The sequence below is a fragment of the Methylobacterium nigriterrae genome (genome assembly GCF_037106235.1).
GTDB classification, from domain to species: Bacteria; Pseudomonadota; Alphaproteobacteria; order Rhizobiales; family Beijerinckiaceae; genus Methylobacterium; species Methylobacterium nigriterrae.
Genome location: NZ_JBAWTG010000002.1, coordinates 77,690 through 99,403 on the forward strand (window position 1 = coordinate 77,690; position 21,714 = coordinate 99,403).

Below are 21,714 nucleotides of genomic sequence, written 5' to 3' on the forward strand. Positions count from 1 at the left end.
CGTCTCCGGCATCGCGAGGACGGCCGTCTGTGATCGAGCGGCGGCGCTCGCCGGATTCCCCGACGCGAGGAAGCGCTAGCCCTCGATCAAACCGGCATGGCGCAGCGCGGCATCGACGAGGCCCCGCGTCCCGTCGCCCACAGGCAGCAGCGGCAGGCGTACGTCTTCCGACATATGGCCGAGCTTCGCCAACGCGTACTTGACCGGCGACGGATTGGTTTCGAGGAAAAGGCTGGTGTGCAGAGGCAGGAGTTTGTCCTGAATCGTCAAGGCCTTGGCGTAGTCACCCGAGAGCGTTGCCTCCTGCAGATCGGCACAGAGGCGCGGCGCGACGTTTGACACGACCGAGATGCAGCCGCGACCGCCATGGGCGTTGAAGCCGAGCGCCGTCGCATCTTCGCCAGAAAGCTGGATGAAATCTTCGCCCATGGCTTGGCGTTGCAAGCTGACTCGGTCGAGCTTGGCCGTGGCATCCTTCACGCCGGCGATGTTCTTGAGCTCGAACAGGCGCTTCATCGTGTCGACGCTCATGTCGACAACCGAACGACCGGGAATGTTGTAGATGATGATCGGGATGCCGACCGCGTCGTTCACGGCCTTGAAGTGGGCGTACAGGCCCGCCTGCGTCGGCTTGTTGTAATAGGGCGTGACGATGAGGACCGCGTCCGCCCCGGCCTTCTCCGCATGACGCGCGCGCTCGACGGCCTCGGCAGTCGAGTTGGAGCCGGCGCCGGCCACCACCGGAACGCGGCCGCCCGCCTCGTCGATGCAGACCTCGACGACGCGATCATGCTCGGCATGGCTCAGCGTGGGGCTCTCGCCGGTCGTGCCGACCGGCACGAGTCCGTGGCTGCCCTGATCGATCTGCCAAGCGACGAAGGCACGGAACGCGGCTTCGTCGAAGGCGCCCTCGCGGAACGGGGTCGCCAGCGCGGTCATCGAGCCCTTCAGGCGTCGGGCGTTCGTCTCGGTCATCCTGGCGTTCCCAGCCGGTCCATATCCAGGCCGGTCGTCCGGCCACTCGCCTCATGCGGCGGCGCAGACATAGGCGTTCCGCCTTCCCCGCGCAAACGCTCCGCTCGCGCGGTTAATGACTTCTTCAGAGGGCCGGGGCGAGCCTTGTTCCCGTCCGCTTCCGTCGGGGACTGATCGGAGCCATGGCGTCTCTCACGCGCTCGCATCTCGCGGTCCTCGCCTTCGCGCTCACGGCAGGCGTCACGATGACGGTCCTCGGCGCCAGAGCCGGCGTCGGGGGCGGAGAGCCGGCATCCCAACCGACGCCGCCGGCAAGCGACGCGGCGGCATCGTCGAGCCAGGTCCAGGATCAGAAGGCGGCCGTTGATCCCGTGGCGGCCGATGCCCTGAAGGTCGAGGCGGCCGCCCCCGAGGCAGCGCCTGCCAAGCCCGTGCCCGCGGGCGCTACCGCCTACGCCTCTGCGGACGCGGATGCGCCCGTCTCCTTCCCGCTGCCGGATGCGGGCGTCACGCCGGCAGCGCCCGTGCCGGAAGTGCCCGACCCGAATCGGTCGGCCCGCGTCGGGGACACCGATGTGACGCTCCTGCGCCAGGCGATCGATCTCTACCGCAAGGGCAAGGTCGCGGACGGTGACCGCGTGCGCGACGGGCTGACGGATCCGGCCGCGCGGGCGCTCCTCGAATGGATCGCGATCCGTGCCGGCGCCGGGATCGGTTTCGAGCGAACCGTCGCCTTCACGCGGGCGCATCCGAACTGGCCGGCGGGGCCGTTGCTGCGCCGCCGCGCCGAGGAGAGCCTCCTTTCCGAGCGCAAGAGTCCCGCTACGGTCCGGGCCTTCTTCGCGACGTCGAAGCCCGCGAGCGCGCCCGGCAAGTTCGCCCTCGCTCTCGCCTTCAGGGCCGATTCCCTCGACGAGGACGCGGCGGCCCTAGTGCGCGAGTTGTGGCGCGACGAGATCTTCGGCCGCACGCTGGAGAGCAAGGTGCTCGACGCGTTCCCGAACGTGCTCACCCGGATCGATCACCGGACCCGCATGGAGCGGGCCCTGCTGAAGGAAGATTGGGACGCGGCGGGCCGCGCTGCGGGCTACGCGGGCGGCTCCTACGGCAGCCTCGTGCGGGCTCGGCGTGCCGTCGAGGACAAGAGCTCGGGGGCTCTCGCGGCCCTGAACGCCGTGGCGCCGTCGCTGCGCAACGACTCATCCTACCTGCTCTCGCGGGCGCAGTACCACCGCAGGGCCGACCGGACGGCGGAAGCGGCCGCGATCCTCGCCAAGGCGCCGACGAATCCCGACGTGCTGGTGGACGGCGACGAGTGGTGGGTCGAGCGCCGGATCGTCGCCCGCAAGCTCCTCGACCTCGGCGATGCGAAGACGGCCTATAGCGTCGCGAGCGCGCACAGCGCCCGCACGGTGGAGAAGCGGATCGAGGCCGAGTTCCACGCGGGCTGGATCGCGCTGCGCTTCACCGATGATCCGACGGCTGCTGCCCGCCATTTCGCGCTGGCATCGCGTATCGCCGAGACGCCGATCTCGCTCGCGCGCGCGGCCTATTGGCAGGGCCGTGCCGCCGAGGCGCTCGGCCAGGCCGCCGAGGCGAAGGCCTTCTACGAGCGGGCCGCGCTGCAGCCGATCGCCTATTACGGGCAGCTGGCGCGGGTGAAGCTCAGTCAGACGAGCCTGCCGCTGCGGGCTCCCGCCGACCTCGATCCGGCGGCCCGTACGGCCTTCGAGAACCGTCTCTGCATCCGTGCTCTGCGGCTCCTCGGCGAAGCCTCGCTCAGGGAACTCGCGCTGCCCCTCTACATCGACACGGCGCAGAAGCTGACGGATCCGAGCGAGTTCCAGGCACTCGGCGATCTCGCCATCGAGATGAAGGACGCGCGCGCCCTGGTGGCCATCGGCAAGCTCGCGGTCCAACGCGGCCTGCCGCTCGACGCGCATGCCTATCCGACGATCGGGATCCCGAATTACGAGGCTTTCTCGGCGGTCCCGCTCGTCGAGAAGGCGATGGTCTTCGCCATCGCCCGCCAGGAGAGCCAGTTTGATCCGCGCGCGCAATCGGGCGTCGGGGCACGGGGCCTGATGCAGATGATGCCGGCCACCGCCCAGCGCACCGCGCGGCGCGTCAGCGCGGCCTACGATCAGGACCGCCTGACCAGTGATCCCGCCTACAATGCCCGGCTCGGCCAGGCGCATCTCGGCGAATTGATGGAGGATTGGCGCGGTTCCTACATCCTCGCCTTCGCGTCCTACAATGCGGGCGGGGGCAATGTGAAGAAGTGGATCGACGCCTACGGCGACCCGCGCAAAGGAGAGGTCGATCCCGTCGACTGGGTCGAGCGCATCCCGTTCACGGAAACGCGCAACTACGTGCAGCGGGTGATGGAGAATCTGCAGGTCTACCGCAACCGCCTCGACGGAAAGAGCGCGCTTCTCATCGAGAGCGACCTTCGCCGGGGCGCGCGCTGACGCGGCGGCTTCAGGTCTCGGCGGAGGGCCTGCGTGCGCCGAGCCTTCTCGCCGTCGCCCCGCAGAGACAGCCGCCGAGGTAGACCCCGAGCATCAGAGCAGCGCTGTCCACCCACAAGCCGGCACGTCCGGGAACGAGGCCGGCGACGGCCACGCCCGCCAGGCATGCGGCGGCCGTGCCGAGGCCGAGGCCGAGCGCGACGGCCCGGGGCATTCCCGTGAGCCGGCCGACGGCGAGGCCGAGGAGCAATGCTCCGGCAAGGCCCGGCCACAGGCCGGACAACAGCAGCGTCATGGATCATCCCTCATGCGGGGCGGCGATGGCCGGCCCGATTCACGAGCGCAAGGTGAACGCGATGGCCTGGCGATCTCCCGGCGTCGTGCCGGCAGGAGCCGCGGCGACCTGATCGGCACCGACGCCCGCTTCGAGCAGATACTCGACGATCGCGAGCGCGCGCTGGTGAGGCAGATCCTGGTCCGGCATCGGATCGGGCTGAGCGGCCGTCGTGTCGGACGGCTTCGGCTTCTCGCCGGACTTGGCGTGCGCCTTGTCGTGAGCCTTGTCGTGAGTCTTGGCGGGTTTCGCCTCGGCCTTGCGCGCCGCCGTCACGCCCTCCTCCCTCCGGATGGCATTCCTGCCGAAATCCGGCTTGGCCTGGGCGGCCCTGCTCGCGACCGGGCCGGGATGGTCGATCGACGCCGTGCTCTGAACACCGCCATCCGGGGCGGGCCTGACCTCATGAGGCGACGCTCCGGCCGGATCTGCGTGCCCGGCCACGAGGACGCGCAAGGCCGGGCAAGCCTTCGCCAGGGCAGCGAGCGCATCGAGCACCGGATAGAATTCCGGCCGCAGGGCGCTGCTTCCGGGTTCGAAGCGCAGAGTCCGGCCGTCCGTTTCCGAAGCGAACTGGCGGCGGCAGGTGTCTGCGTCGCGCTGCTCCGCCGGATTGCGGGCCTGGACGGCGACGATGGCGCTCCACGCGGCCGGCATCGCGGGCGGCAGCGTCTCCGAGAGGCGTCGCGCGCTCTGCGCGTAGAGGCTTTCCCCCGCCAAGCGCAGGCTCCGGTCCGTCGCGGCGATCTCGCCGCTGGCGAGCGTTGCCAGCCGGGGGATGGCAGCCTGCAAGGCCGCTACGAGGTCGGCGGGCGCACCGTCGGCGAGTCTCGCCTTGTCGACGATGCGCTCGCGGAAGAAGTGGGGCCTCATCGACGCGAGAACGCGCTCGCGCGTCGCCGCATCCGGCAGGTGGCCGCTCACCGTGACGGCGTCGGCGTCGCGCCGGATCGTGACCCGGTAGGGCGAGAGGGGCCGCGCGCTCAGGGCCACGGTGCCGGCGCCGACGCCGGCGGGCCTCCGGTCCCGCATCAGCGCCTCGGCCTCGGCGATGGCCTGCGCGTCGAGAGCATGACCGGAGACGGACAGGGTTCCGCCCTCGAAGCGCACCGAGCCATCCTGCAGGAGCTCGACGAGCGAGACGGCGAAGCGGGTCAGCGCCTCGCCGTCGATCCCGGCCGCCAGACCGCGCGCCGTCTGCGTCGAATCGTCCACAAAGGCCCCGTCGGCAGCCTCGGCGGCCGCGGCAAGCAGCTTGGCGCGAGCTGCCTCGGAGACCGCATAGCCCGTCAGGATCAGCCCGCCTTCGGTCACCCGCTCGATGCCGAAGCGGAAATCCCGGATCGTCGGCGGGAGGATCTCGACGCGGCCGAGGCTGTAGCCCTGGGGCGGGTTGGCGAAGGCGGTGCGCAGGGCATCGTACTCCGCGACGCCGATCGCCTCGCCCTGAAACGACAGGGTGGTGTCCTTGACGGTCGCGGTTGCGCCCCGGGCGAGGTCGCGCAGGCGGGACACCGCATAGGTCGCCGCGGCCAGGAAATCCGGCGGCGCACCGCGCGCTGCCCTGGTCTCGTCCGTGAGGACCAGACTGGACGGAAGGTCCGTCCGGAGGCTCGCCGCGAGCCGCGCACGGCCGAGATCGACGGGTCGATTGCCCCCGAGGAAGATTTCGTCGCGGTCCGCCCGCGTCGCCGTCCAGGCGAACGGCGAGGCCTCCTCGACGATCCCGATGCCCGAGACGATGCGGCGGACGCCCGAGACCGCCGCCAGCTTCCCGAGGGCCTGCTCGCGCGAGGACGCGGTCGGCGCCTCGCCCCTTGCGACGAGATCGCGCCCCTCGATCGACACGCGCAGCCATGGCTCGCCGGTCTCGGCCACGGTCTCTCTCGCCACTCGCTCCGCCGCGTCGTCGACGGACCGCTCGATAGAGGGCATCGCCAGGAAGGTCGCGCCGCCCCAGAGCAGCGCGAGCAACGGCAACCCGAGCAGCCAGCCCGCTCGATGCCGATGGAGGCTTTGGAGGCGCAAAGAGAGCACGGAGGCCTCGACGAGACGGAAACCGCGGGAGCGGGACGACCTCAGCCGATCATCACGGCTTCTTGAAGGCCGCCGCAGGTTTCGTTGGCGATGCGGCGGAGGTCGACGAGGCCCGGTCAGCGGGCGGAGAACCGCCGCACTGGCTGTCGGCCGGACGATCCAAGGTCATTGCCCCTGTGCCCCACGCAGCATCTCGAGAGCGAGCCACCGATCTTCCGCGGCGGCGAGGCCGGTCTCGGCCTCGACGAGCGTAGCCGAGGCCTTCTCGAACCGGGCCGGGTCGCGGGCATAGAGGCCGGGATCCGCCAGGATCGCGCGGAGCTGCGCGATCGCGCCCTCGAGTTTCTCGATCCGGGCCGGCAATGTCTTGAGCTCGTGCTGCTCCTTGAACCCGAGCCTCGCGCGCGTCGGTGAGGCCGATGCCTCGATGACCGGCGGCTTCTCGCGCGCCTCCGAGCGCCCGCGATTGGCTGCGCGGGCCTGAACGCCCTCCCCGCGCTGCGCAACCATGTCGGTGTAACCGCCCGCATACTCGATCCAGCGCCCCTTCCCCTCGCTCACCAGAACGCTGCCGACGACACGATCGAGGAAGTCGCGATCGTGGCTGACGAGGATCAGCGTGCCGGCGTAGTCGCCGAGCATCTCCTGGAGAAGATCGAGGGTCTCGAGATCGAGGTCGTTCGTCGGCTCGTCGAGGACGAGGAGATTGGCAGGCTGCGCCAGCGCGCGCGCGATCAACAGCCGGTTGCGCTCGCCACCGGAGAGCACGCTGACCGGCGTGCGCGCCTGCTCGGGGGTGAACAGGAAGTCCTTGAGATAGCCGATCACGTGCCGGTTCTGGCCGCCGACCGTGACGGTATCGCCGCGCCCGCCGGTGAGGACCTCGGTCACGGTCTGTCCCGGCTCGAGCACGGCCCGCGCCTGATCGAGGAGCATCATCCTCAGGTTGGTGCCGAGCTGCACCGTACCGGCATCCGGCGCGAGCGTGCCGGTGAGCAGATTGACGAGCGTCGTCTTGCCGGCCCCGTTCGCCCCGACGATGCCGAGGCGGTCGCCGCGCATCACGCGCAGCGACAAGCCGTCGACGATGCGCCGCTCGCCGTAGGCCTTGGAGATGCCGCGCGCCTCGATCACGAGCGAGCCGGAGGCTTCCGCCTCGCTGGAGGCCATGCTCACCGTCCCGATTGGCCGGCGCTCCTCGCGCCGCTGCTTGCGAAGATCATGCAGGTTGCCGAGGCGCCGCACGTTGCGCTTGCGCCTCGCCGTCACGCCGTAGCGGAGCCAATCCTCCTCGGCCGCGATCTTGCGGTCGAGCTTGTGCCGGTCGCGCTCCTCCTCCTCGAAGTAGGCGTCGCGCCACGCCTCGAAAGTCGAGAATCCCTGCTCGATGCGCCGCGTCACGCCGCGGTCGAGCCAGACCGTGCTGCGCGAGAGCGCCGAGAGGAAGCGGCGGTCGTGGCTGATCAGGACGAGGGCCGCGCGCGTGCCCTGCAACTCGCCCTCCAGCCACTCGATGGCGGGCAGGTCGAGGTGGTTCGTCGGCTCGTCGAGGAGCAGGATATCGGGCTCGGGCGCCAGCGCCTGGGCAAGCGCGACGCGCCGCCCTTCGCCGCCCGAGAGACGGGACGGATCCTCGGCCCCACTGAGGCCGAGGCTCTCCAGCAGGTAACGGGCCCGGTGGTGCTCGTTGCCGGGCGCCATGCCGGCCTCGACGAAGGCCAGAGCGGTCTCAAAGCCCGAGAAATCCGGTTCCTGGGCCAGGTAGCGGATCGTCGTGCCCGGCTGCATGAAGCGCACGCCGCGATCGGGCTCGGCGAGTCCGGCGGCGATACGCATCAGGGTCGACTTGCCCGAGCCGTTGCGGCCGACGAGGCAGGTCCGCTCGCCCGGAGAGATCGTGAGTTCGGCGCGCTCGATCAGCGGGGTGCCGCCGAAGGTGAGCGCGACGTCCTGAAGCGTGAGAAGCGGTGGTGCGGCCATGCGCGGGCTTATGACAGCGCCGACGCCCGCGAACAAATGCCGTGGCCCGCTCTCAGGCGGTCGGATTGGCTGGACCGGTCGGCGACGGGTCGGGCGTGATCTGGGGCGACGTGCCCGGGTCGTTGATCGGCACCTCGGTCGGCCGTCCGCCCGGGGCTTCCGGCGGCGTCTCGCCGGGGATCTCCGGACCCGGGCTCGGCTGCGGCGTGTGAGGCGGCTCGTAGGGCGTCTCGGGGACGGGAGCCTCGGGGATCGGGCCTGGATTCGACATGGACGGACGCTCCTCTGAAGCCGCTGAACGGTTTCGTCGGCAACGGCGCCGGTCGGGGCCGGTTCCGCCCAGCCTACTTCTTGGTGAGGAGCAGGTTGCCCTCCTTGCCCACCGACTTGCGGATCTTCTCGGCAAACAGCGCGAGCAGCAGCGGCAGCCGCACCTCGACGCGCACGCTCTCGGGACCCACGTCGATCTGGCCGTCGACGCTCTGGGTGAGAGCGGACAGGGCGAAGTCGAGGCGATCTCCGGTCCAGGCGAGATTGCCGATGGTCACGCCGCTCTTGGCAAGCAGCGCGCGCCCCTGCTCGACGCCGGTCTCGATGCGGCGCCGGGCCTCGTCGCGGCCGAGGTCGTGCGGGATCTCGACAATCAGGGGCTTTGCCATCTTGGGAGGACCATCCTTCGTTCCGTGGCCCGTCAGATGGGGGTGGCCGGCGCCTCAGGCAACGCCGGCCACGCGCCCGATCAATCCAGCACGTGGAGGGAGACGTAGGTGGTGCCGCCCATCCCGAGCGCCCGGGCCGAGCCGCGAGACAGGTCGATGATGCGGCCGCGCACGAACGGCCCACGATCGTTGATGCGCACCACCACGGACCGGCCGGTCCGCTGATTCTCGACGCGGACGCGGGTGCCGAAGGGCAGGCTGCGATGAGCTGCGGTCATCCCGTTCGGATTGAAGCGCTCGCCGTTGGCGGTCCTGTGCCCGCTCCCATACCAGGAGGCACCTCCGCTCTGGGCAGAGGCCTGGTCCAGCGCGGCGACGGAGATGACGGTTCCCAGGATGGCGGCGACGGTCCAACGAACAGGCTTCATGTGAATCCGCATTCCCTTGTTGTTAGCGAATGCCGCGGAAAATGAAGCCAATATCGACGAAAATGAGACGCGTTTATCGCGGCGCAGCATGCCGCATTTCCGGCTAGATCCCTCCACATCGAGAACGACGACGCGGCGAAGTATTGTATAAGTTTTCAATTCATGGCGGGTACTTCGGAGGGGAAGCTCGATACATCGCGCAACTTTGGGCGCAAGTGGACGCGAAGCTCAACGAAACCTCGGGCGCAGACGGCGAGACCTGCGCTCAGCGAAACCCAGCCTTTCGCTCAGTGCCCGAAGCGCGGGGCCAGCGAATGCCAGCGGGCGCCAGGCTTGACCGGGCACCGAGGCCGAGGCGTGGGTGATCGGTCGCGGGATGCGCGCGGTCGGGGCCTCGGCACGAAAGGCCAAAGCATCATGCCGGTCGCATCAAGTGAAATCCTTGATCCGCAATGACTTGAAACGATGCAGACGGCGATTGCTACAGGAAGAATCAGGCCAGTCGGCAAAAACTGCAGCCCCAAATCGAGACGCATTTTGCTCGCCGCGGCAACCCGACCTTTACCCTGCTGCCAGCATGGTGCCCCGGTCAGTCGCGTAACCGGTGTTTGCCATGGCCTCCCCGCGTACCGTGGTCGCCGGCGCCGCCGCCCGGAAACAAGTCTCGCGTACCGGGCGGCTTGCGTCGGCGCCACGGATGGGTCTCGTACCCGTCGTCCAGCGTCTTCCCCTCGATGAAATTCTGGTCGGCGATTGCATCGCCGCGATGGACAGCCTACCGGCCGCGAGCGTCGACTGCGTTTTCGCCGACCCGCCCTACAACCTCCAACTCGGCGAGGGCTCGCTCCTGCGTCCCGACCAGAGCCGCGTCGATGCCGTCGACGACGAGTGGGACAAGTTCGCGAGCCTTGCGCAGTACGATACCTTCACCCGCGCCTGGCTGACGGCCTGCCGCCGGGTGATGAAGCCGAACGCCACCCTGTGGGTCATCGGCTCGTACCACAACATCTTCCGCGTCGGCAGCGCCTTGCAGGATCTTGGTTTCTGGATCCTGAACGACGTCGTCTGGCGGAAAGCCAACCCGATGCCGAACTTCCGCGGCAAGCGCTTCACCAACGCGCACGAGACGCTGATCTGGGCATCGCGCAGTCCCGAGGCGAAGTACACGTTCCACTACGAGGCGCTGAAGGGCGGCAACGAAGACCTTCAGATGCGCTCGGACTGGTTCATCCCGCTCTGCACGGGCGACGAGCGCCTGAAGGACACGCATGGCCAGAAGGTCCACCCGACGCAGAAGCCCGAGGCGCTGCTCGCCCGGACCCTCCTGTCGGCGACGAGCCCGGGCGACGTCGTGCTCGACCCCTTCTTCGGAACCGGCACGACCGGCGCGGTCGCCAAGCGCCTCGGGCGCCGCTTCATCGGCATCGAGCGCGAGACCGTCTACGCGGACGCCGCCCGCACGCGGATCGAGGCGGTCGAGCCGCTCTCCCAGGCGGCCCTCGCACTCGCGCCGGCCAAGCGCGCCGAGCCGCGCGTGCCCTTCCTCAGCGTGATCGAGGCCGGGCATGTCCGGCCCGGCGAGATGCTCAGCGACGCCCGCGGCCGGTTCAAGGCCGTCGTGCGGCCCGACGGCACCCTGATGGCCGGGCCCGCCACGGGCTCGATCCACAAGATCGGTGCCCTGGTGCAGGGTCTTCCCGCCTGCAACGGCTGGGAGTTCTGGCACGTGGAGCGCAGCGGCCGCCGCGTCGTCATCGACGCGTTCCGGGCGGCCATGCGGGCCGAGATGGGCCCGGCCGCCTGAAGCGGGGATCCACGCCTCAGCGCCTCGCAGTGCGAGGCCGCCGGCCCGTCGCCCTCGGCCGGGAGGCCGCACGAGGCGGCACCGGCTGATCCGACACCTCGTCGGCGATCTCGAAGTCCGGCTCGGCCGCGGAGCGATCCGCGGCCGGACGAGGTTCGGACCTCGGCTTCGGCACCGGCCGGAAGCTCGGCTCGTGAGGAGGCGCATCCGGCGGCGGCTCGGCCGCGGCCAGGAGCGGGACCGGCGCCGGCTCCTGTCGCGGACGCCCGCGCGGCGGCTTCGTGGTCTCCGGCCTCGGATCGAAGGCGTGGGCGAGGATCTTCTTCATCAGACCCGGCAGGGGCTCCTCGTCGAGGTCGCGCCGAGGGGTGAATCGCATGCCCGCTGGCGCCGCCGTGCCGAGGCCGACGCGGGCCTGAAACACCGTGAGTTCGAGCGGAAAATGCGTGAAGCCGTGGCGCACGAGGCCGGGCAGACGCTTCCAGCGCGCATCGATCGGCGCATCGAGGAGCGCCTGGGCGGAATCGTAGTCCGGCTCCCATGAACTCATCGGCGGCTCGGCCATGGCGCCGAGCAGGCCGCCCGCCGGGCGCGTGCGCAGCAGGACGGCCTCGTCCCCGCTGCGCAGCACCACGAAGGCCGCGCCCCGCCGCAGGGTGCCCTTCACGGCCCTCACCTTGTGGGGAAACGTCTCCTGCAGGCCGAGCGACCTGGCGCGGCAGGGCGCCATCCAGGGGCAGAGCGCGCAGACCGGCCGCTTCGGCGTGCAGATCGTCGCGCCGAGATCCATCAGGCCCTGCGCGAAGTCGCCGGGCCGGTCGGCGGGGACGAGCGTCTGCGTCAGCCTGCGGATCTCGGGACGGCTCGCGGGAAGCGGAGTCTCGACAGCGAAGAGACGCGTCATCACCCGCTCGACATTGCCGTCGACGGCAGCCTCCGGCCGGTCGAAGGCGATGGCCGCGATAGCGCCCGCCGTGTAGGCCCCGATGCCCGGAAGCCTGCGCAGGCCGTCCGCCGTGTCCGGAAAGCGGCCCGCGGCGGCCACGGCCTTGGCGCAGGCGTGGAGGTTGCGCGCCCGCGAGTAGTAGCCGAGGCCCGCCCATGCCGACATGACGGCTTCCTCGGGCGCCTCCGCCAGGGCGTCGATGGCCGGGAACCGCTCCAGGAACCTGTGGAAATACGGCTTCACCGCCGCGATGGTGGTCTGCTGCAGCATCACCTCGGAGAGCCAGACCCGGTACGGGTCGGGCCGCTCGCCGGGAAGCGCGCGCCAGGGCAGGATACGGCGATGCCGGTCGTACCAGCCAAGGAGGTCGGCGGCCCGAGGCCCCGGATTCGTCGCATCGGGCGCTGTCATGCGGATGCGTGCATAGCCGGGCGCGCGGACCGATCAAAGCGCTCCCGTCGCGGCGCGGCTTGGCGTATCATCGCGGCCTTTCCGGGTCGGGGCCGCGAACACCGCATGGCGCGCGTCAAACCGCTTGCCGAACTCATCGAGGCCTGCGTCGGGCCCGCCTTTGCCGCGCAGGGTTTCGCCTCGACCGACATCCTGGCGGCCTGGCCCGATATCGTCGGCGCGCGGCTCGCCCGTTACTGCCAGCCCTCGAAGCTCGAATGGCCGCGGCGGCGGCGCAAGGAACCGGAGGGGCGGCCCGAATCCGGCACCCTGGTCGTTCGGGTCGAGGGCGTCTTCGCGATCGAGCTCCAGCACCTCGTGCCGGTGGTGATCGAGCGGATCAATGCCCATTACGGCTGGGCCTGCGTCGGACGCATCGTGATGCAGCAGGGCCGCCTCGCGCGGCCGTCGCGCCGGGCGCAGGCACCGATCCTCGATCCGGCGCGGCGCGGCGAGGTGGCGCTGGCTGTCTCGGGGATCGGGGACGAGGCCCTGCGCGATGCCCTCGACCGGCTCGGCACGGCGGTCGTGGCGGCGCGCCCGAAGCGCTGAGGCGTGGCGCCGGGCTGCGGCGACAGCGAGGCGGCTTGCCACGATGCGCCCGAAATTCTACCGCAGCTCTACATCCCGAGAGATGTCTATCGGAGCTTGCACCTCATGATCACCCGGCGCGACGCCCTGAAAGCCACCGGCCTCGCGGTCGGCGCGGCCATCCTCCTGCCGAAGCTGTCCCTCTCGGCCCTAGCGCAGAGCGAGAACGTCGCGGCGCTGATGCAGCCGGGCCCTCTCGGCGACGTCTGGCTCGGGCCGAAGGACGCCAAGTGCACGATCATCGAGTACGCCTCGATGACCTGCTCGCACTGCGCGGCCTTCCACCGCCAGACTTGGCCGGAGCTGAAGGCCCGCTACATCGACACCGGCAAGGTGCGCTTCACCCTGCGGGAATTCCCGCTCGATCCGCTGGCCACCGCCGCCTTCATGCTGGCGCGCTGCGACGGCGATGCGAAGTACTACCCGATCACGGACCTGCTCTTCGACCAGCAGCCGACCTGGGCCTTCGTGCAGAAGCCGCAATCCCCCGTCGACGCGCTGGAACAGATGCTCCGCCAAGCCGGCTTCTCGAAGGAGAAGTTCGAGGCCTGCCTGAAGGATCAGAAGCTGTACAACGCCGTGAACGCCGTGAAGCAGCGCGGCCTCGACACCTTCAAGGTGGATTCGACCCCGACCTTCTTCATCAACGGCGAGCGCTATAAGGGCGAGATGTCGATCGAGGGCATGGAGAAGGTGATCAAGCCGATCCTGGGCGCCTGACAGGTCCAGCTCCGCTCGGAGGCGATCGCGGCCTGCCTGGAAACGGGCCGCGGACGGTCATGCAAGAACGTTTCGGCGGAGTCGCGTCGAAACAATATTATTTCATATCTTTCAATGACTTAATGCATATCTCGATCGCCTTGACACCCAAGGTGGGCGAAACTATGGTGCGCCGCGCCTGAAGGGGGCGTTCCAGCGGGTTTCTGTCACTCTCGTCTATGTGAGTTATCGCCGTGAGCGGCAACGACGCGAAGGACGAGGGGGGGCGGGAGCGGGGAACGGCACCGGACGGCGATCTCTCCGCGAGGCTCAAACGTCTCGAGACGCAAATTGACCGGAAGCGGCCATCGGCCTCTCCCGATCCTTCCTTGCGTCCCGGGTCGTCGGACGGGCCATCCCCTCTCGGGCGCGCGATGCAGCTCTCCACCGAGTTCGTCGCGGGCGTGATTGCGGGGGGAATCCTCGGCTGGATCTTCGATCGGTTTCTGGGGACTAAGCCCTGGGGCCTGATCGTGTTCCTCATGCTGGGTTTCGTCACGGGCGTCTACAACGTGATGCGCGCGTCCGGCTTCAGCGGGCCGCGCTCCGGATCGGGCGACCGGGGGGGATCGTAAAGGCAGACAGGCTTCACGGGAGGCGGGCCGAGGGATGATCCCCGGCGCTCCCCGGAGACAGGCAGGGGACGGAAGCGGGCATGGCGGTCAATGTAGACCCGATCCACCAGTTCGAGCTGAAGCCGCTCGTGTCCCTCGGGCACATCGGCAACCAGCAGATCGCCTTCACACAATCGGCGCTCTACATGTTCGCCGCGGTCGGCGTCATCGCGCTGATCACCATCGTGGCGACCGCCAATCGCTCGGTGGTGCCGGGCCGGATGCAGTCGCTCGCGGAGGTCTTCTACGAGTTCATCGCCGACACGCTGCACCAGGCGACCGGCGACAGCGGCAAGAAGTTCATGCCGCTCGTCTTCTCGCTCTTCATGTTCGTGCTGATCCTGAACCTGTTCGGGATGATCCCGTACGCTTTCGCGGTGACCAGCCACCTGATCATCACCTTCGGGCTCGCCGCCCTCGTGATCGGCGTCGTCATCGGCTACGGCCTGATGAAGCACGGCACCCATTTCCTCGGGCTGTTCGTGCCGTCGGGCGTGCCGAAGCCGCTGCTGGCGATCCTGGTGCCGATCGAGATCATCTCGTTCATCTCGCGGCCGATCAGCCTTTCCGTCCGTCTGTTCGCCAACGTCCTGGCCGGACACATCGCGATGAAGATCTTCGCCTTCTTCGTGGCGGCCCTCCTTTCCGCCGGCGCCTGGAGCGTGCTATCGCCCCTGCCGCTCGCACTCACGATCGCGCTCACGGCCCTCGAGTTCCTCGTGGCGGCCCTCCAGGCCTACGTCTTCGCGACGCTGACCGCGATCTACCTCAACGACGCCCTTCACCCCGGCCACTGACGGTCGGCTCATCCCGCCGAAAACGAACACTCGGTTCTTCGAACACATCAGGAGTTACTCATGGATCCCGTCGCTGCGAAGTACATCGGCGCCGGCCTCGCCTGCCTCGGCATGGCGGGCGCGGGCATCGGCCTCGGCAACCTGTTCGGTCAGTTCCTCGCCGGCGCCCTTCGCAATCCCTCCGCGGCCGACGGCCAGCGCGCGACGCTGCTCCTGGGCTTCGCCCTCACCGAAGCGCTCGGCATCTTCTCGCTGCTGATCGCCCTCCTCCTGCTCTTCGCCGTCTAAGGCCCGAGCAGCGGCCTCCGCGGCACGGCCGCGGAGCCCGGCGGGGACGCCGGCGAGCCACGGGAGAGCGCTCCGGACACGCGGAGCGCTCGTTTTTTCAAGATCACGGACGAGGCCATGGCGCAGCCAAACCCCCTCACGCAACCCTCGCCCAACGCCGACACGCATGTGGGCGCTCACACCAAGCAGCCCGCGCCGCACGGCGCCGCCTTTCCCCCCTTCGAGAGCCACACCTTCCTGTCGCAGCTGCTCTGGCTCGCGCTCTCGTTCGGTCTTCTCTACTACCTGATGGACAAGGTCGCGCTGCCGCGCATCCAGGCCATCCTGCACGAGCGCTCGAACCGCCTCTCGGCGGATCTCGAGGAGGCGCAGCGCATGAAAGTCGAGGCCGACACGGCCGGCGCGGCCTACGAGAAATCCCTCAGCGACGCGCAGGGCAAGGCCCGCGACATCGCGCAGGAGACCCGCAACGCGCTCACCGCCGAGGCCGAGACCAAGCGCAAGGCGCTCGAGGCCGAGCTGAACCAGAAGCTCGCGGCCGCCGAGGCGACCATCCGGACCCGCACCCAGGACGCGATGAGCAATGTCCGTGGCATCGCGTCCGAGACGGCGTCCGCCATCGTCGAGCGCCTGACGGGGCAGGCCCCGGACCAGGCCAGCCTCGACCGGGCGCTCGACCGCGCCGTGACCGCGCACTGATACGGGAGCGACGAGCATGTTGCTGACAGCAGAGTTCTGGGTCGCGGTCGCCTTCGTCGTCTTCATGGCGATCGTGTGGAAGGTCGGCGGCTTCGGCATGATGACCAAGGGCCTCGACGGCCGCGCGAAGCGCGTCCGCGCCGAGCTCGACGAGGCGCGCCGCCTGCGCGAGGAGGCCGCAGCGGTGCTGGCCGACTACAAGCGCCGCCGCACCGAGGCCGAGCGCGAGGCCGAGGCGATCGTCGCCAGCGCCCGCGAGGAGGCCCAGCGCGCCGCCGAGGAGGGTCATGCCCGCCTCAACGACTTCGTCGCCCGCCGCACCAGGGCGGCCGAGACGAAGATCGCCCAGGCCGAGGCTCAGGCCGCCGCCCAGGTCCGGGCTGCCGCTGCCGACGCGGCGGTCCAGGTCTCCGAGACGATCCTGCGCGAGCGGATGCAGGGTGAGGCTGCCCAGGACCTCGTCCGGCTGAGCCTCGGCGAGGTCCGGAACCGCCTGCGGGCCTGACTGGCACCGCACGGCATTCGAAGCCGCCCCCGGGCGGCTTTTTTCGTTGGCGCCTGTTTCGGCGCCGTCCCGGCCCCGGCCATGCTATAGGGCCGCCCCGCGCGACGCCGCGCCCGCGCGTCCTCGCCGCTCCAGCGGAATGCCATGGCCCCGATCATCTCGATCGCCGATCTGTCGAAGGTCTACGCCTCGGGGCTCGTCGCGCTGCGCGACGTGAACCTGGAGATCGCGCGCGGCGAGATCTTCGCCCTGCTCGGGCCGAACGGCGCCGGCAAGTCGACGCTCATCAACATCGTCTGCGGCATCGTCACGCCGAGTGCCGGCACGGTGCGGGCGGACGGGCACGACATCCTCTCGGACTATCGCGGCGCACGCCGGGCCATCGGCCTCGTGCCGCAGGAGCTCACGACGGACGCCTTCGAATCCGTCTGGAACACCGTCAGCTTCACCCGCGGGCTGTTCGGCCTGCGCAAGGACCCGGCCCATATCGAGCGGGTGCTGCGAGATCTCTCCCTGTGGGAGAAGCGCGACAGCCGCATCATGACCCTGTCGGGAGGCATGAAGCGGCGCGTGCTGATCGCCAAGGCGCTCAGCCACGAGCCGCGCATCCTCTTCCTCGACGAGCCGACGGCGGGCGTCGACGTGGAGTTGCGCCAGGATATGTGGCGCCTCGTGCGCCAGCTCCGGGACCGGGGCGTCACCGTCATCCTCACCACCCACTACATCGAGGAGGCCGAGGAGATGGCCGACCGGATCGGCGTGATCCGGCGGGGCGAGATCATTCTCGTCGAGGAGAAGGCGGAGCTGATGCGCAAGCTCGGCCGCAAGCAGCTGACGCTGCAACTGCAATCGCCCCTGGGCGAGATCCCGCCGGCCCTGGACGGGCACGGGCTCGAACTCGCGAGCGACGGGCGCGAGCTCGTCTACACCTACGACACCAAGGGCGAGCGGACCGGGATCACCGGCCTCCTCACCGCCCTGTCGAGCGCGGGCATCCGCTTCAGCGACCTGCGGACGAGCCAGAGCTCGCTCGAGGACATCTTCGTCGGTCTCGTCAGGGAGCGGGCATGAACTGGCAGGCGATCCGCGCCATCTACAGCTTCGAGATGGCGCGCTTCTGGCGCACCGCGATGCAGAGCATCCTGGCGCCGGTCATCTCGACCTCGCTCTACTTCGTGGTGTTCGGCGCCGCGATCGGCTCGCGCCTGAACGTGGTCGACGGCGTGCCCTACGGGCTGTTCATCGTGCCGGGCCTCGTGATGCTCTCGCTCCTCACGCAGAGCATCGCGAACGCCTCCTTCGGCATCTACTTCCCGCGCTTTGCCGGAACAATCTATGAAATCCTGTCGGCCCCGATCTCGCCGGTCGAGGTGGTGCTCGGCTATGTCGGCGCGGCGGCCTCGAAGTCGATCGTGATCGGGCTCATCATCCTGGCGACGTCGGCGCTGTTCGTGCCGCTGCGGATCGAGCACCCGGTCTGGATGGTGGCCTTCCTGCTGCTGACGGCCCTGACCTTCAGCCTGTTCGGCTTCGTCATCGGCCTGTGGGCGGACGGGTTCGAGAAGCTGCAGCTCGTGCCGCTCCTGATCGTGACCCCGCTGACCTTTCTCGGCGGCAGCTTCTACGCCATCGAGATGCTGCCGCCGTTCTGGCGGGCCGTGAGCCTGTTCAACCCGGTCGTCTACCTGATCAGCGGCTTCCGCTGGAGCTTCTTCGGCAAGGCCGACGTGAGCCTCGGCGTCAGCGTGGCGATGACGCTCCTGTTCCTCGCGATCTGCCTCGGCCTCGTCACCTGGATGTTCCGGACGGGCTATCGCCTCAAGAGCTGAGCCTCAGGGCCGGGCGGCCAGGAAGGCCAGGACGCCGTCGCGGTGGGGCTTGGCGCCGACCGCGGTGCTGTGGTCGCGGTCGAGGATCTCGAGGGCCCGGGCGTTCGGCATCAGGGCCGCGAGGCCGCTCGCGGATCCCGCCACCGTGTCGAGGGTGCCGACGGAGACGAGCGTCGGCAGCTCGATCTGCGCCACCTCCGCCCGCGACAGGGTCTGGCGCGAGCCGCGCATGCAAGCGGCGAGCGCGCGCAGGTCGCTCCGCGTCTGCTCGGCGAAGAGGCGGAAGGCCTGGGCGGTCGGGTTCGGCGCCGGCGTGCCGGGCGGCGCCTCGAGCGCCTCGGCGATGCCGCTCGGCAGCCCCCGCCCCTCGACGAGATGCATCCCGAGGCCGCCGAGCAGCGCCGAGCGCAGCCGGCTCGCGTGATCGAGGGCGAGATAGGCGGTGATGCGCGCGCCCATCGAGTAGCCCATCACGTCGGCCCGCGCGATGCCGAGATGGTCGAGCAGGCGCACGGCGTCGCCCGCCATCGCGTCCGAGCTGTAGGCGGCCGGATCGTAGAGCTTCTCGCTCTCGCCGTGGCCCCGGTTGTCGAGGGCGATCACCCGGTAGCCGGCCTGCGAGAGGGTCCTCACCCAGAGCGTGTTGACCCAGTTGACCGCGTGGTTCGAGGCGAAGCCGTGGATCAGGAGAACCGGATCGCCGGCGCCCCGGACGGCCGGAACGTCGATATAGGCGATGGTCACGCCGTCGGAATCGAAGGTCTGCATCGGTCGGTCTTCACCTCGGCTCGCGCGCCCCGAGCCCCGCTTAGATCAGCTTCGCCCGCATGGGCAATGCGGAACCGCTTGCAGGCGAACACCTTGGCTGGCATCACGCCTGCCGATGAAGGACACCCAGCCCTACGGAACCTACGCCCCCGCGGGCCTCGTCGCCCGGATCGCGGAACGCACCGGCCGGATCGCGACCGGAACCTGGCGCGGGCGCCGGCTCGCCCTGCTGCTGCGCCGGATCGCGATCTCGCTGCTGCGGGGCCGCCCCCTCGACGTCGAGCGTTTCGGCGCCCGGATGCGGCTGCACCCCTACAACAACAATTGCGAGAAGAAGGTGCTCTTCACGCCGCAATTCTTCGATCCCCAGGAGCGCGCCATCCTGAAGGCGCGGCTGCCGGCCGACTGCGTCTTCCTCGACATCGGCTCGAATATCGGCGCCTACGCGCTGTTCGTGGCGGCCTTCGCGGGGCCGCGCGCCCGCATCCTCGCGGTCGAGCCGCAGCCCGACGTGTTCGACCGGCTGACCTACAACATCGCCCAGAACCCGTTCGGCACGGTCAAGGCGGTCGCCTGCGCGGTGGCCGACAAGTCGGGCGAGCTCACCCTCTTCATCGATCCGCGCAACCGCGGCGAGTCGAGCCTGAAGATCGTCGGCACGAACGAGGGCGCGCAGATCAAGGTGCCGGCCGTGACGCTGCTCGACCTCGTCCGCAACGAGGGCATTACCCGGATCGACGCGGTCAAGCTCGACGTCGAGGGGGCCGAGGACCTGATCCTGGAACCGTTCCTGCGCGAGGCGCCCGAATCCCTCCTGCCGACGCTGCTGCTCGTCGAGAACGGCATCGACCAGTGGCAGCTCGACCTGCCGCGGCTTCTCGGCAGCTACGGCTACCGGGAGATCGCGCGCTCGCAGCTGAACCTCGTGTTCGAGCGTCCCCGGCCGGCGAGCGCCTGACCGGTCGGGCCGGGCACGACGCCCGCAGGCTCCGCCGCATATGGCCGCCGTCCCGGGCGCGCACTAATTGGCGCCAAGCGCAATCCTCGGCGCGAAGCGCATTCCTCGGTGCCAAGCGCATTCCTCGGCGCGAAGCGCACGCGACCTCTCCCGGGCCTTCATGAGCACCGATCCGACCGCCGTCACCGCCGCCATCCTCGTCATCGGCGACGAGATCCTGTCCGGGCGCACCAAGGACAGGAACATCGGCACCATCGCCGACTACCTGACGGCGGTCGGGATCGACCTGCGCGAGGTCCGCATCGTGCCGGACGAGGCGCCGATGATCGTCGGGGCGGTCAACGCGCTGCGGGCGCGCTACACCTACCTGTTCACCACGGGCGGCATCGGCCCGACCCACGACGACATCACGGCCGATTGCGTGGCCGAGGCGTTCGGCGTGCCGATCGACGTCGACCCGCGGGCCCGCGCGATGCTGCTCGAGCGGATCAAGCCGGAGGATCTCAACGCCGCGCGCCTGCGCATGGCCCGCATTCCCGACGGCGCCGACCTCATCCCGAACCCGATCTCGAAGGCGCCGGGATTCCGGATCGGCAACGTCTTCGTGATGGCCGGCGTGCCGGCGATCATGCAGGCCATGCTCGATCAGATCGGGCCGACGCTCGCGACCGGGGCGCGGGTGGTGTCCGAGACGGTCGAGGCCGGCAACCTGCCCGAGGGCGCCTACGCGTCCGACCTCGCGGCCGTCGCGGCCCTGCATCCCGGCGTCTCGATCGGCTCCTATCCGTCGATGACGGAGACGGGCTTTCTCAACCGGATCGTGGCGCGTGGCAAGGATGGGCAGGCCGTTGCCAGCGCGCGGGCCGAGATCGAGGCGCTCCTGGCGCGGCTGCGCGGGTAGGGCCGGCGGCCTGCTGAATCGAGGCAGCGCAATCAACGGGTTGGACGCGAAGCATGACGGACCGGGCCGAGGCGGTCGCCAAGCGCGACGAGACGATCGACGCCGTCAACGCGATCGGGCGGCCCGACGCCCTCGTGCTGCACGAGGTGATCCGGCGCGAGGGCGACGAGGAGCTGCGCCGCCACGGTGTCGCGCTGTTCCTCTCGGCCTTCGCGGCGGGCCTGAGCATCGCGCTCTCGCTGATCGTGCCGGGCGTCCTGAAGGCGCACCTGCCGGAGGCGGAATGGACGGCGCTGATCACCAGCATGGGCTACGCGGTGGGCTTCCTGGTGGTGGTACTGGGGCGCCAGCAATTGTTCACGGAGAACACCATCACGCCGATCCTGCCGCTGCTGCACGATCGCTCGATGAAGACGGCGTGGCGCGTCCTGCGGCTCTGGGCGATCGTCCTGACCGGCAACATCCTGGCGACCGCCGCCATCGCGACCGTCCTGGCGCATTCGGAGGCCTTCGGGCCCGCGGTCACGGCGGCCTTCGCCGAGATCAGCCACCACGCCATCGCGTTCCCGTTCGGCACGACTCTCGTCAAGGCGATCTTCGCCGGCTGGATGATCGCCCTGATGGTCTGGATCCTGCCCGCGACCGGCAGCGCGGCGCCGTTCGTGATCTTCCTGATGACCTGGCTCGTCTCGATGTGCGGCCTCGCCCACGTCGTCGCGGGCTCGGTGGAGGCGTTCTTCCTCGTGGCGAACGGTACCGCCACGCTGGCCGAGTACGGGACGAAGTTCTTCCTGCCGACCCTCGTCGGCAACGTCTTCGGCGGCGTCGCGCTGGTGGCGGTGCTCAATTTCGGGCAGGTCGCGCCGGAGGTCGAGGAGCACCGCGAGGTCGAGGACGAGCCCTCGCCCCGTTGAGGAACCG

General features: G+C 69.7%; 23 protein-coding genes. 14 read left to right on the forward strand and 9 right to left on the reverse strand.

The window, feature by feature from the left end:
* Positions 1-75: 75 nt before the first annotated feature.
* Positions 76-975: a 4-hydroxy-tetrahydrodipicolinate synthase gene (gene dapA, locus WDW90_RS01960; RefSeq protein ID WP_336485581.1), complete on the reverse strand. Its 900-nt coding sequence runs from the start codon at positions 973-975 to the stop codon at positions 76-78.
* Positions 976-1,157: 182 nt separating this feature from the next.
* Here dapA and WDW90_RS01965 point away from each other — a divergent pair, with 182 nt between their 5' ends.
* Positions 1,158-3,446 (forward strand): lytic transglycosylase domain-containing protein, encoded by a 2,289-nt coding sequence (locus WDW90_RS01965; protein WP_431310951.1) that lies wholly within the window; start codon positions 1,158-1,160, stop codon positions 3,444-3,446.
* Between the two features lie 10 nt (positions 3,447-3,456).
* Here the strand turns inward: WDW90_RS01965 and WDW90_RS01970 are convergent, their stop codons facing one another.
* From WDW90_RS01970 to WDW90_RS01995, 6 genes are all read right to left on the reverse strand, one after another.
* Positions 3,457-3,741 carry a hypothetical protein gene (locus tag WDW90_RS01970; RefSeq protein ID WP_336485582.1) on the reverse strand — a complete coding sequence of 95 codons (285 nt, stop codon included), beginning with the start codon at positions 3,739-3,741 and terminating at the stop codon, positions 3,457-3,459.
* A gap of 39 nt (positions 3,742-3,780) precedes the next feature.
* Complete coding sequence (locus WDW90_RS01975; RefSeq protein WP_336485583.1) at positions 3,781-5,817, reverse strand: flagellar motor protein MotB; 2,037 nt, start codon at positions 5,815-5,817, stop codon at positions 3,781-3,783.
* A 165-nt stretch (positions 5,818-5,982) separates the two neighbouring features.
* Entirely contained in the window at positions 5,983-7,797 is a 1,815-nt protein-coding gene (locus WDW90_RS01980; protein WP_336485584.1) for an ABC-F family ATP-binding cassette domain-containing protein, read from the reverse strand.
* 52 nt (positions 7,798-7,849) lie between these two features.
* Complete coding sequence (locus tag WDW90_RS01985; protein ID WP_336485585.1) at positions 7,850-8,068, reverse strand: hypothetical protein; 219 nt, start codon at positions 8,066-8,068, stop codon at positions 7,850-7,852.
* Between the two features lie 73 nt (positions 8,069-8,141).
* Positions 8,142-8,456 carry a polyhydroxyalkanoic acid system family protein gene (locus tag WDW90_RS01990; protein WP_336485586.1) on the reverse strand — a complete coding sequence of 105 codons (315 nt, stop codon included), beginning with the start codon at positions 8,454-8,456 and terminating at the stop codon, positions 8,142-8,144.
* A gap of 80 nt (positions 8,457-8,536) precedes the next feature.
* Positions 8,537-8,884, reverse strand: a complete 348-nt coding sequence (locus WDW90_RS01995; RefSeq protein WP_336485758.1) for a septal ring lytic transglycosylase RlpA family protein — start codon at positions 8,882-8,884, stop codon at positions 8,537-8,539.
* Between the two features lie 613 nt (positions 8,885-9,497).
* On the opposite strand from WDW90_RS01995, the gene WDW90_RS02000 reads away from it, so the two are divergent.
* Positions 9,498-10,688, forward strand: a complete 1,191-nt coding sequence (locus WDW90_RS02000) for a site-specific DNA-methyltransferase (protein ID WP_336485587.1) — start codon at positions 9,498-9,500, stop codon at positions 10,686-10,688.
* Positions 10,689-10,704: 16 nt separating this feature from the next.
* On the opposite strand, the gene mutY is transcribed toward WDW90_RS02000, so the two are convergent.
* Positions 10,705-12,045: an A/G-specific adenine glycosylase gene (gene mutY / locus WDW90_RS02005; protein ID WP_336485588.1), complete on the reverse strand. Its 1,341-nt coding sequence runs from the start codon at positions 12,043-12,045 to the stop codon at positions 10,705-10,707.
* 105 nt (positions 12,046-12,150) lie between these two features.
* On the opposite strand from mutY, the gene WDW90_RS02010 reads away from it, so the two are divergent.
* The 9 genes from WDW90_RS02010 (at position 12,151) to WDW90_RS02050 (ending at position 18,166) form a co-directional block, all read left to right on the forward strand.
* Complete coding sequence (locus WDW90_RS02010; RefSeq protein WP_336485589.1) at positions 12,151-12,636, forward strand: DUF721 domain-containing protein; 486 nt, start codon at positions 12,151-12,153, stop codon at positions 12,634-12,636.
* A gap of 105 nt (positions 12,637-12,741) precedes the next feature.
* On the forward strand, positions 12,742-13,395 hold the full coding sequence (locus WDW90_RS02015; protein ID WP_336485590.1) for a thioredoxin domain-containing protein: 654 nt from the start codon (positions 12,742-12,744) through the stop codon (positions 13,393-13,395).
* A 233-nt stretch (positions 13,396-13,628) separates the two neighbouring features.
* Positions 13,629-14,009 (forward strand): AtpZ/AtpI family protein, encoded by a 381-nt coding sequence (locus WDW90_RS02020; RefSeq protein WP_336485591.1) that lies wholly within the window; start codon positions 13,629-13,631, stop codon positions 14,007-14,009.
* A gap of 80 nt (positions 14,010-14,089) precedes the next feature.
* On the forward strand, positions 14,090-14,845 hold the full coding sequence (locus WDW90_RS02025) for a F0F1 ATP synthase subunit A (protein ID WP_336485592.1): 756 nt from the start codon (positions 14,090-14,092) through the stop codon (positions 14,843-14,845).
* A gap of 60 nt (positions 14,846-14,905) precedes the next feature.
* Complete coding sequence (locus WDW90_RS02030) at positions 14,906-15,133, forward strand: F0F1 ATP synthase subunit C (RefSeq protein WP_007566773.1); 228 nt, start codon at positions 14,906-14,908, stop codon at positions 15,131-15,133.
* A 117-nt stretch (positions 15,134-15,250) separates the two neighbouring features.
* The gene (locus WDW90_RS02035; protein ID WP_336485593.1) at positions 15,251-15,832 is read left to right on the forward strand and encodes a F0F1 ATP synthase subunit B; all 582 of its coding nucleotides are present in this window, start codon (positions 15,251-15,253) and stop codon (positions 15,830-15,832) included.
* Positions 15,833-15,851: 19 nt separating this feature from the next.
* The gene (locus tag WDW90_RS02040; protein WP_336485759.1) at positions 15,852-16,337 is read left to right on the forward strand and encodes a F0F1 ATP synthase subunit B family protein; all 486 of its coding nucleotides are present in this window, start codon (positions 15,852-15,854) and stop codon (positions 16,335-16,337) included.
* Between the two features lie 144 nt (positions 16,338-16,481).
* The gene (locus WDW90_RS02045; protein WP_336485594.1) at positions 16,482-17,408 is read left to right on the forward strand and encodes an ABC transporter ATP-binding protein; all 927 of its coding nucleotides are present in this window, start codon (positions 16,482-16,484) and stop codon (positions 17,406-17,408) included.
* Positions 17,405-18,166 carry an ABC transporter permease gene (locus WDW90_RS02050; protein WP_336485595.1) on the forward strand — a complete coding sequence of 254 codons (762 nt, stop codon included), beginning with the start codon at positions 17,405-17,407 and terminating at the stop codon, positions 18,164-18,166. The genes WDW90_RS02045 and WDW90_RS02050 overlap by 4 nt, the downstream gene beginning before the upstream one ends.
* 3 nt (positions 18,167-18,169) lie before the next feature.
* Here the strand turns inward: WDW90_RS02050 and WDW90_RS02055 are convergent, their stop codons facing one another.
* Positions 18,170-18,934, reverse strand: coding sequence for an alpha/beta fold hydrolase (locus WDW90_RS02055; RefSeq protein WP_336485596.1), 765 nt, complete (start codon positions 18,932-18,934; stop codon positions 18,170-18,172).
* Positions 18,935-19,049: 115 nt separating this feature from the next.
* Here WDW90_RS02055 and WDW90_RS02060 point away from each other — a divergent pair, with 115 nt between their 5' ends.
* The 3 genes from WDW90_RS02060 (at position 19,050) to WDW90_RS02070 (ending at position 21,707) form a co-directional block, all read left to right on the forward strand.
* Entirely contained in the window at positions 19,050-19,892 is an 843-nt protein-coding gene (locus WDW90_RS02060; RefSeq protein WP_336485597.1) for an FkbM family methyltransferase, read from the forward strand.
* Between the two features lie 160 nt (positions 19,893-20,052).
* Positions 20,053-20,793 (forward strand): competence/damage-inducible protein A, encoded by a 741-nt coding sequence (locus WDW90_RS02065; RefSeq protein ID WP_336485598.1) that lies wholly within the window; start codon positions 20,053-20,055, stop codon positions 20,791-20,793.
* A gap of 53 nt (positions 20,794-20,846) precedes the next feature.
* Positions 20,847-21,707, forward strand: a complete 861-nt coding sequence (locus WDW90_RS02070; protein ID WP_336485599.1) for a formate/nitrite transporter family protein — start codon at positions 20,847-20,849, stop codon at positions 21,705-21,707.
* Positions 21,708-21,714 lie beyond the last annotated feature (7 nt).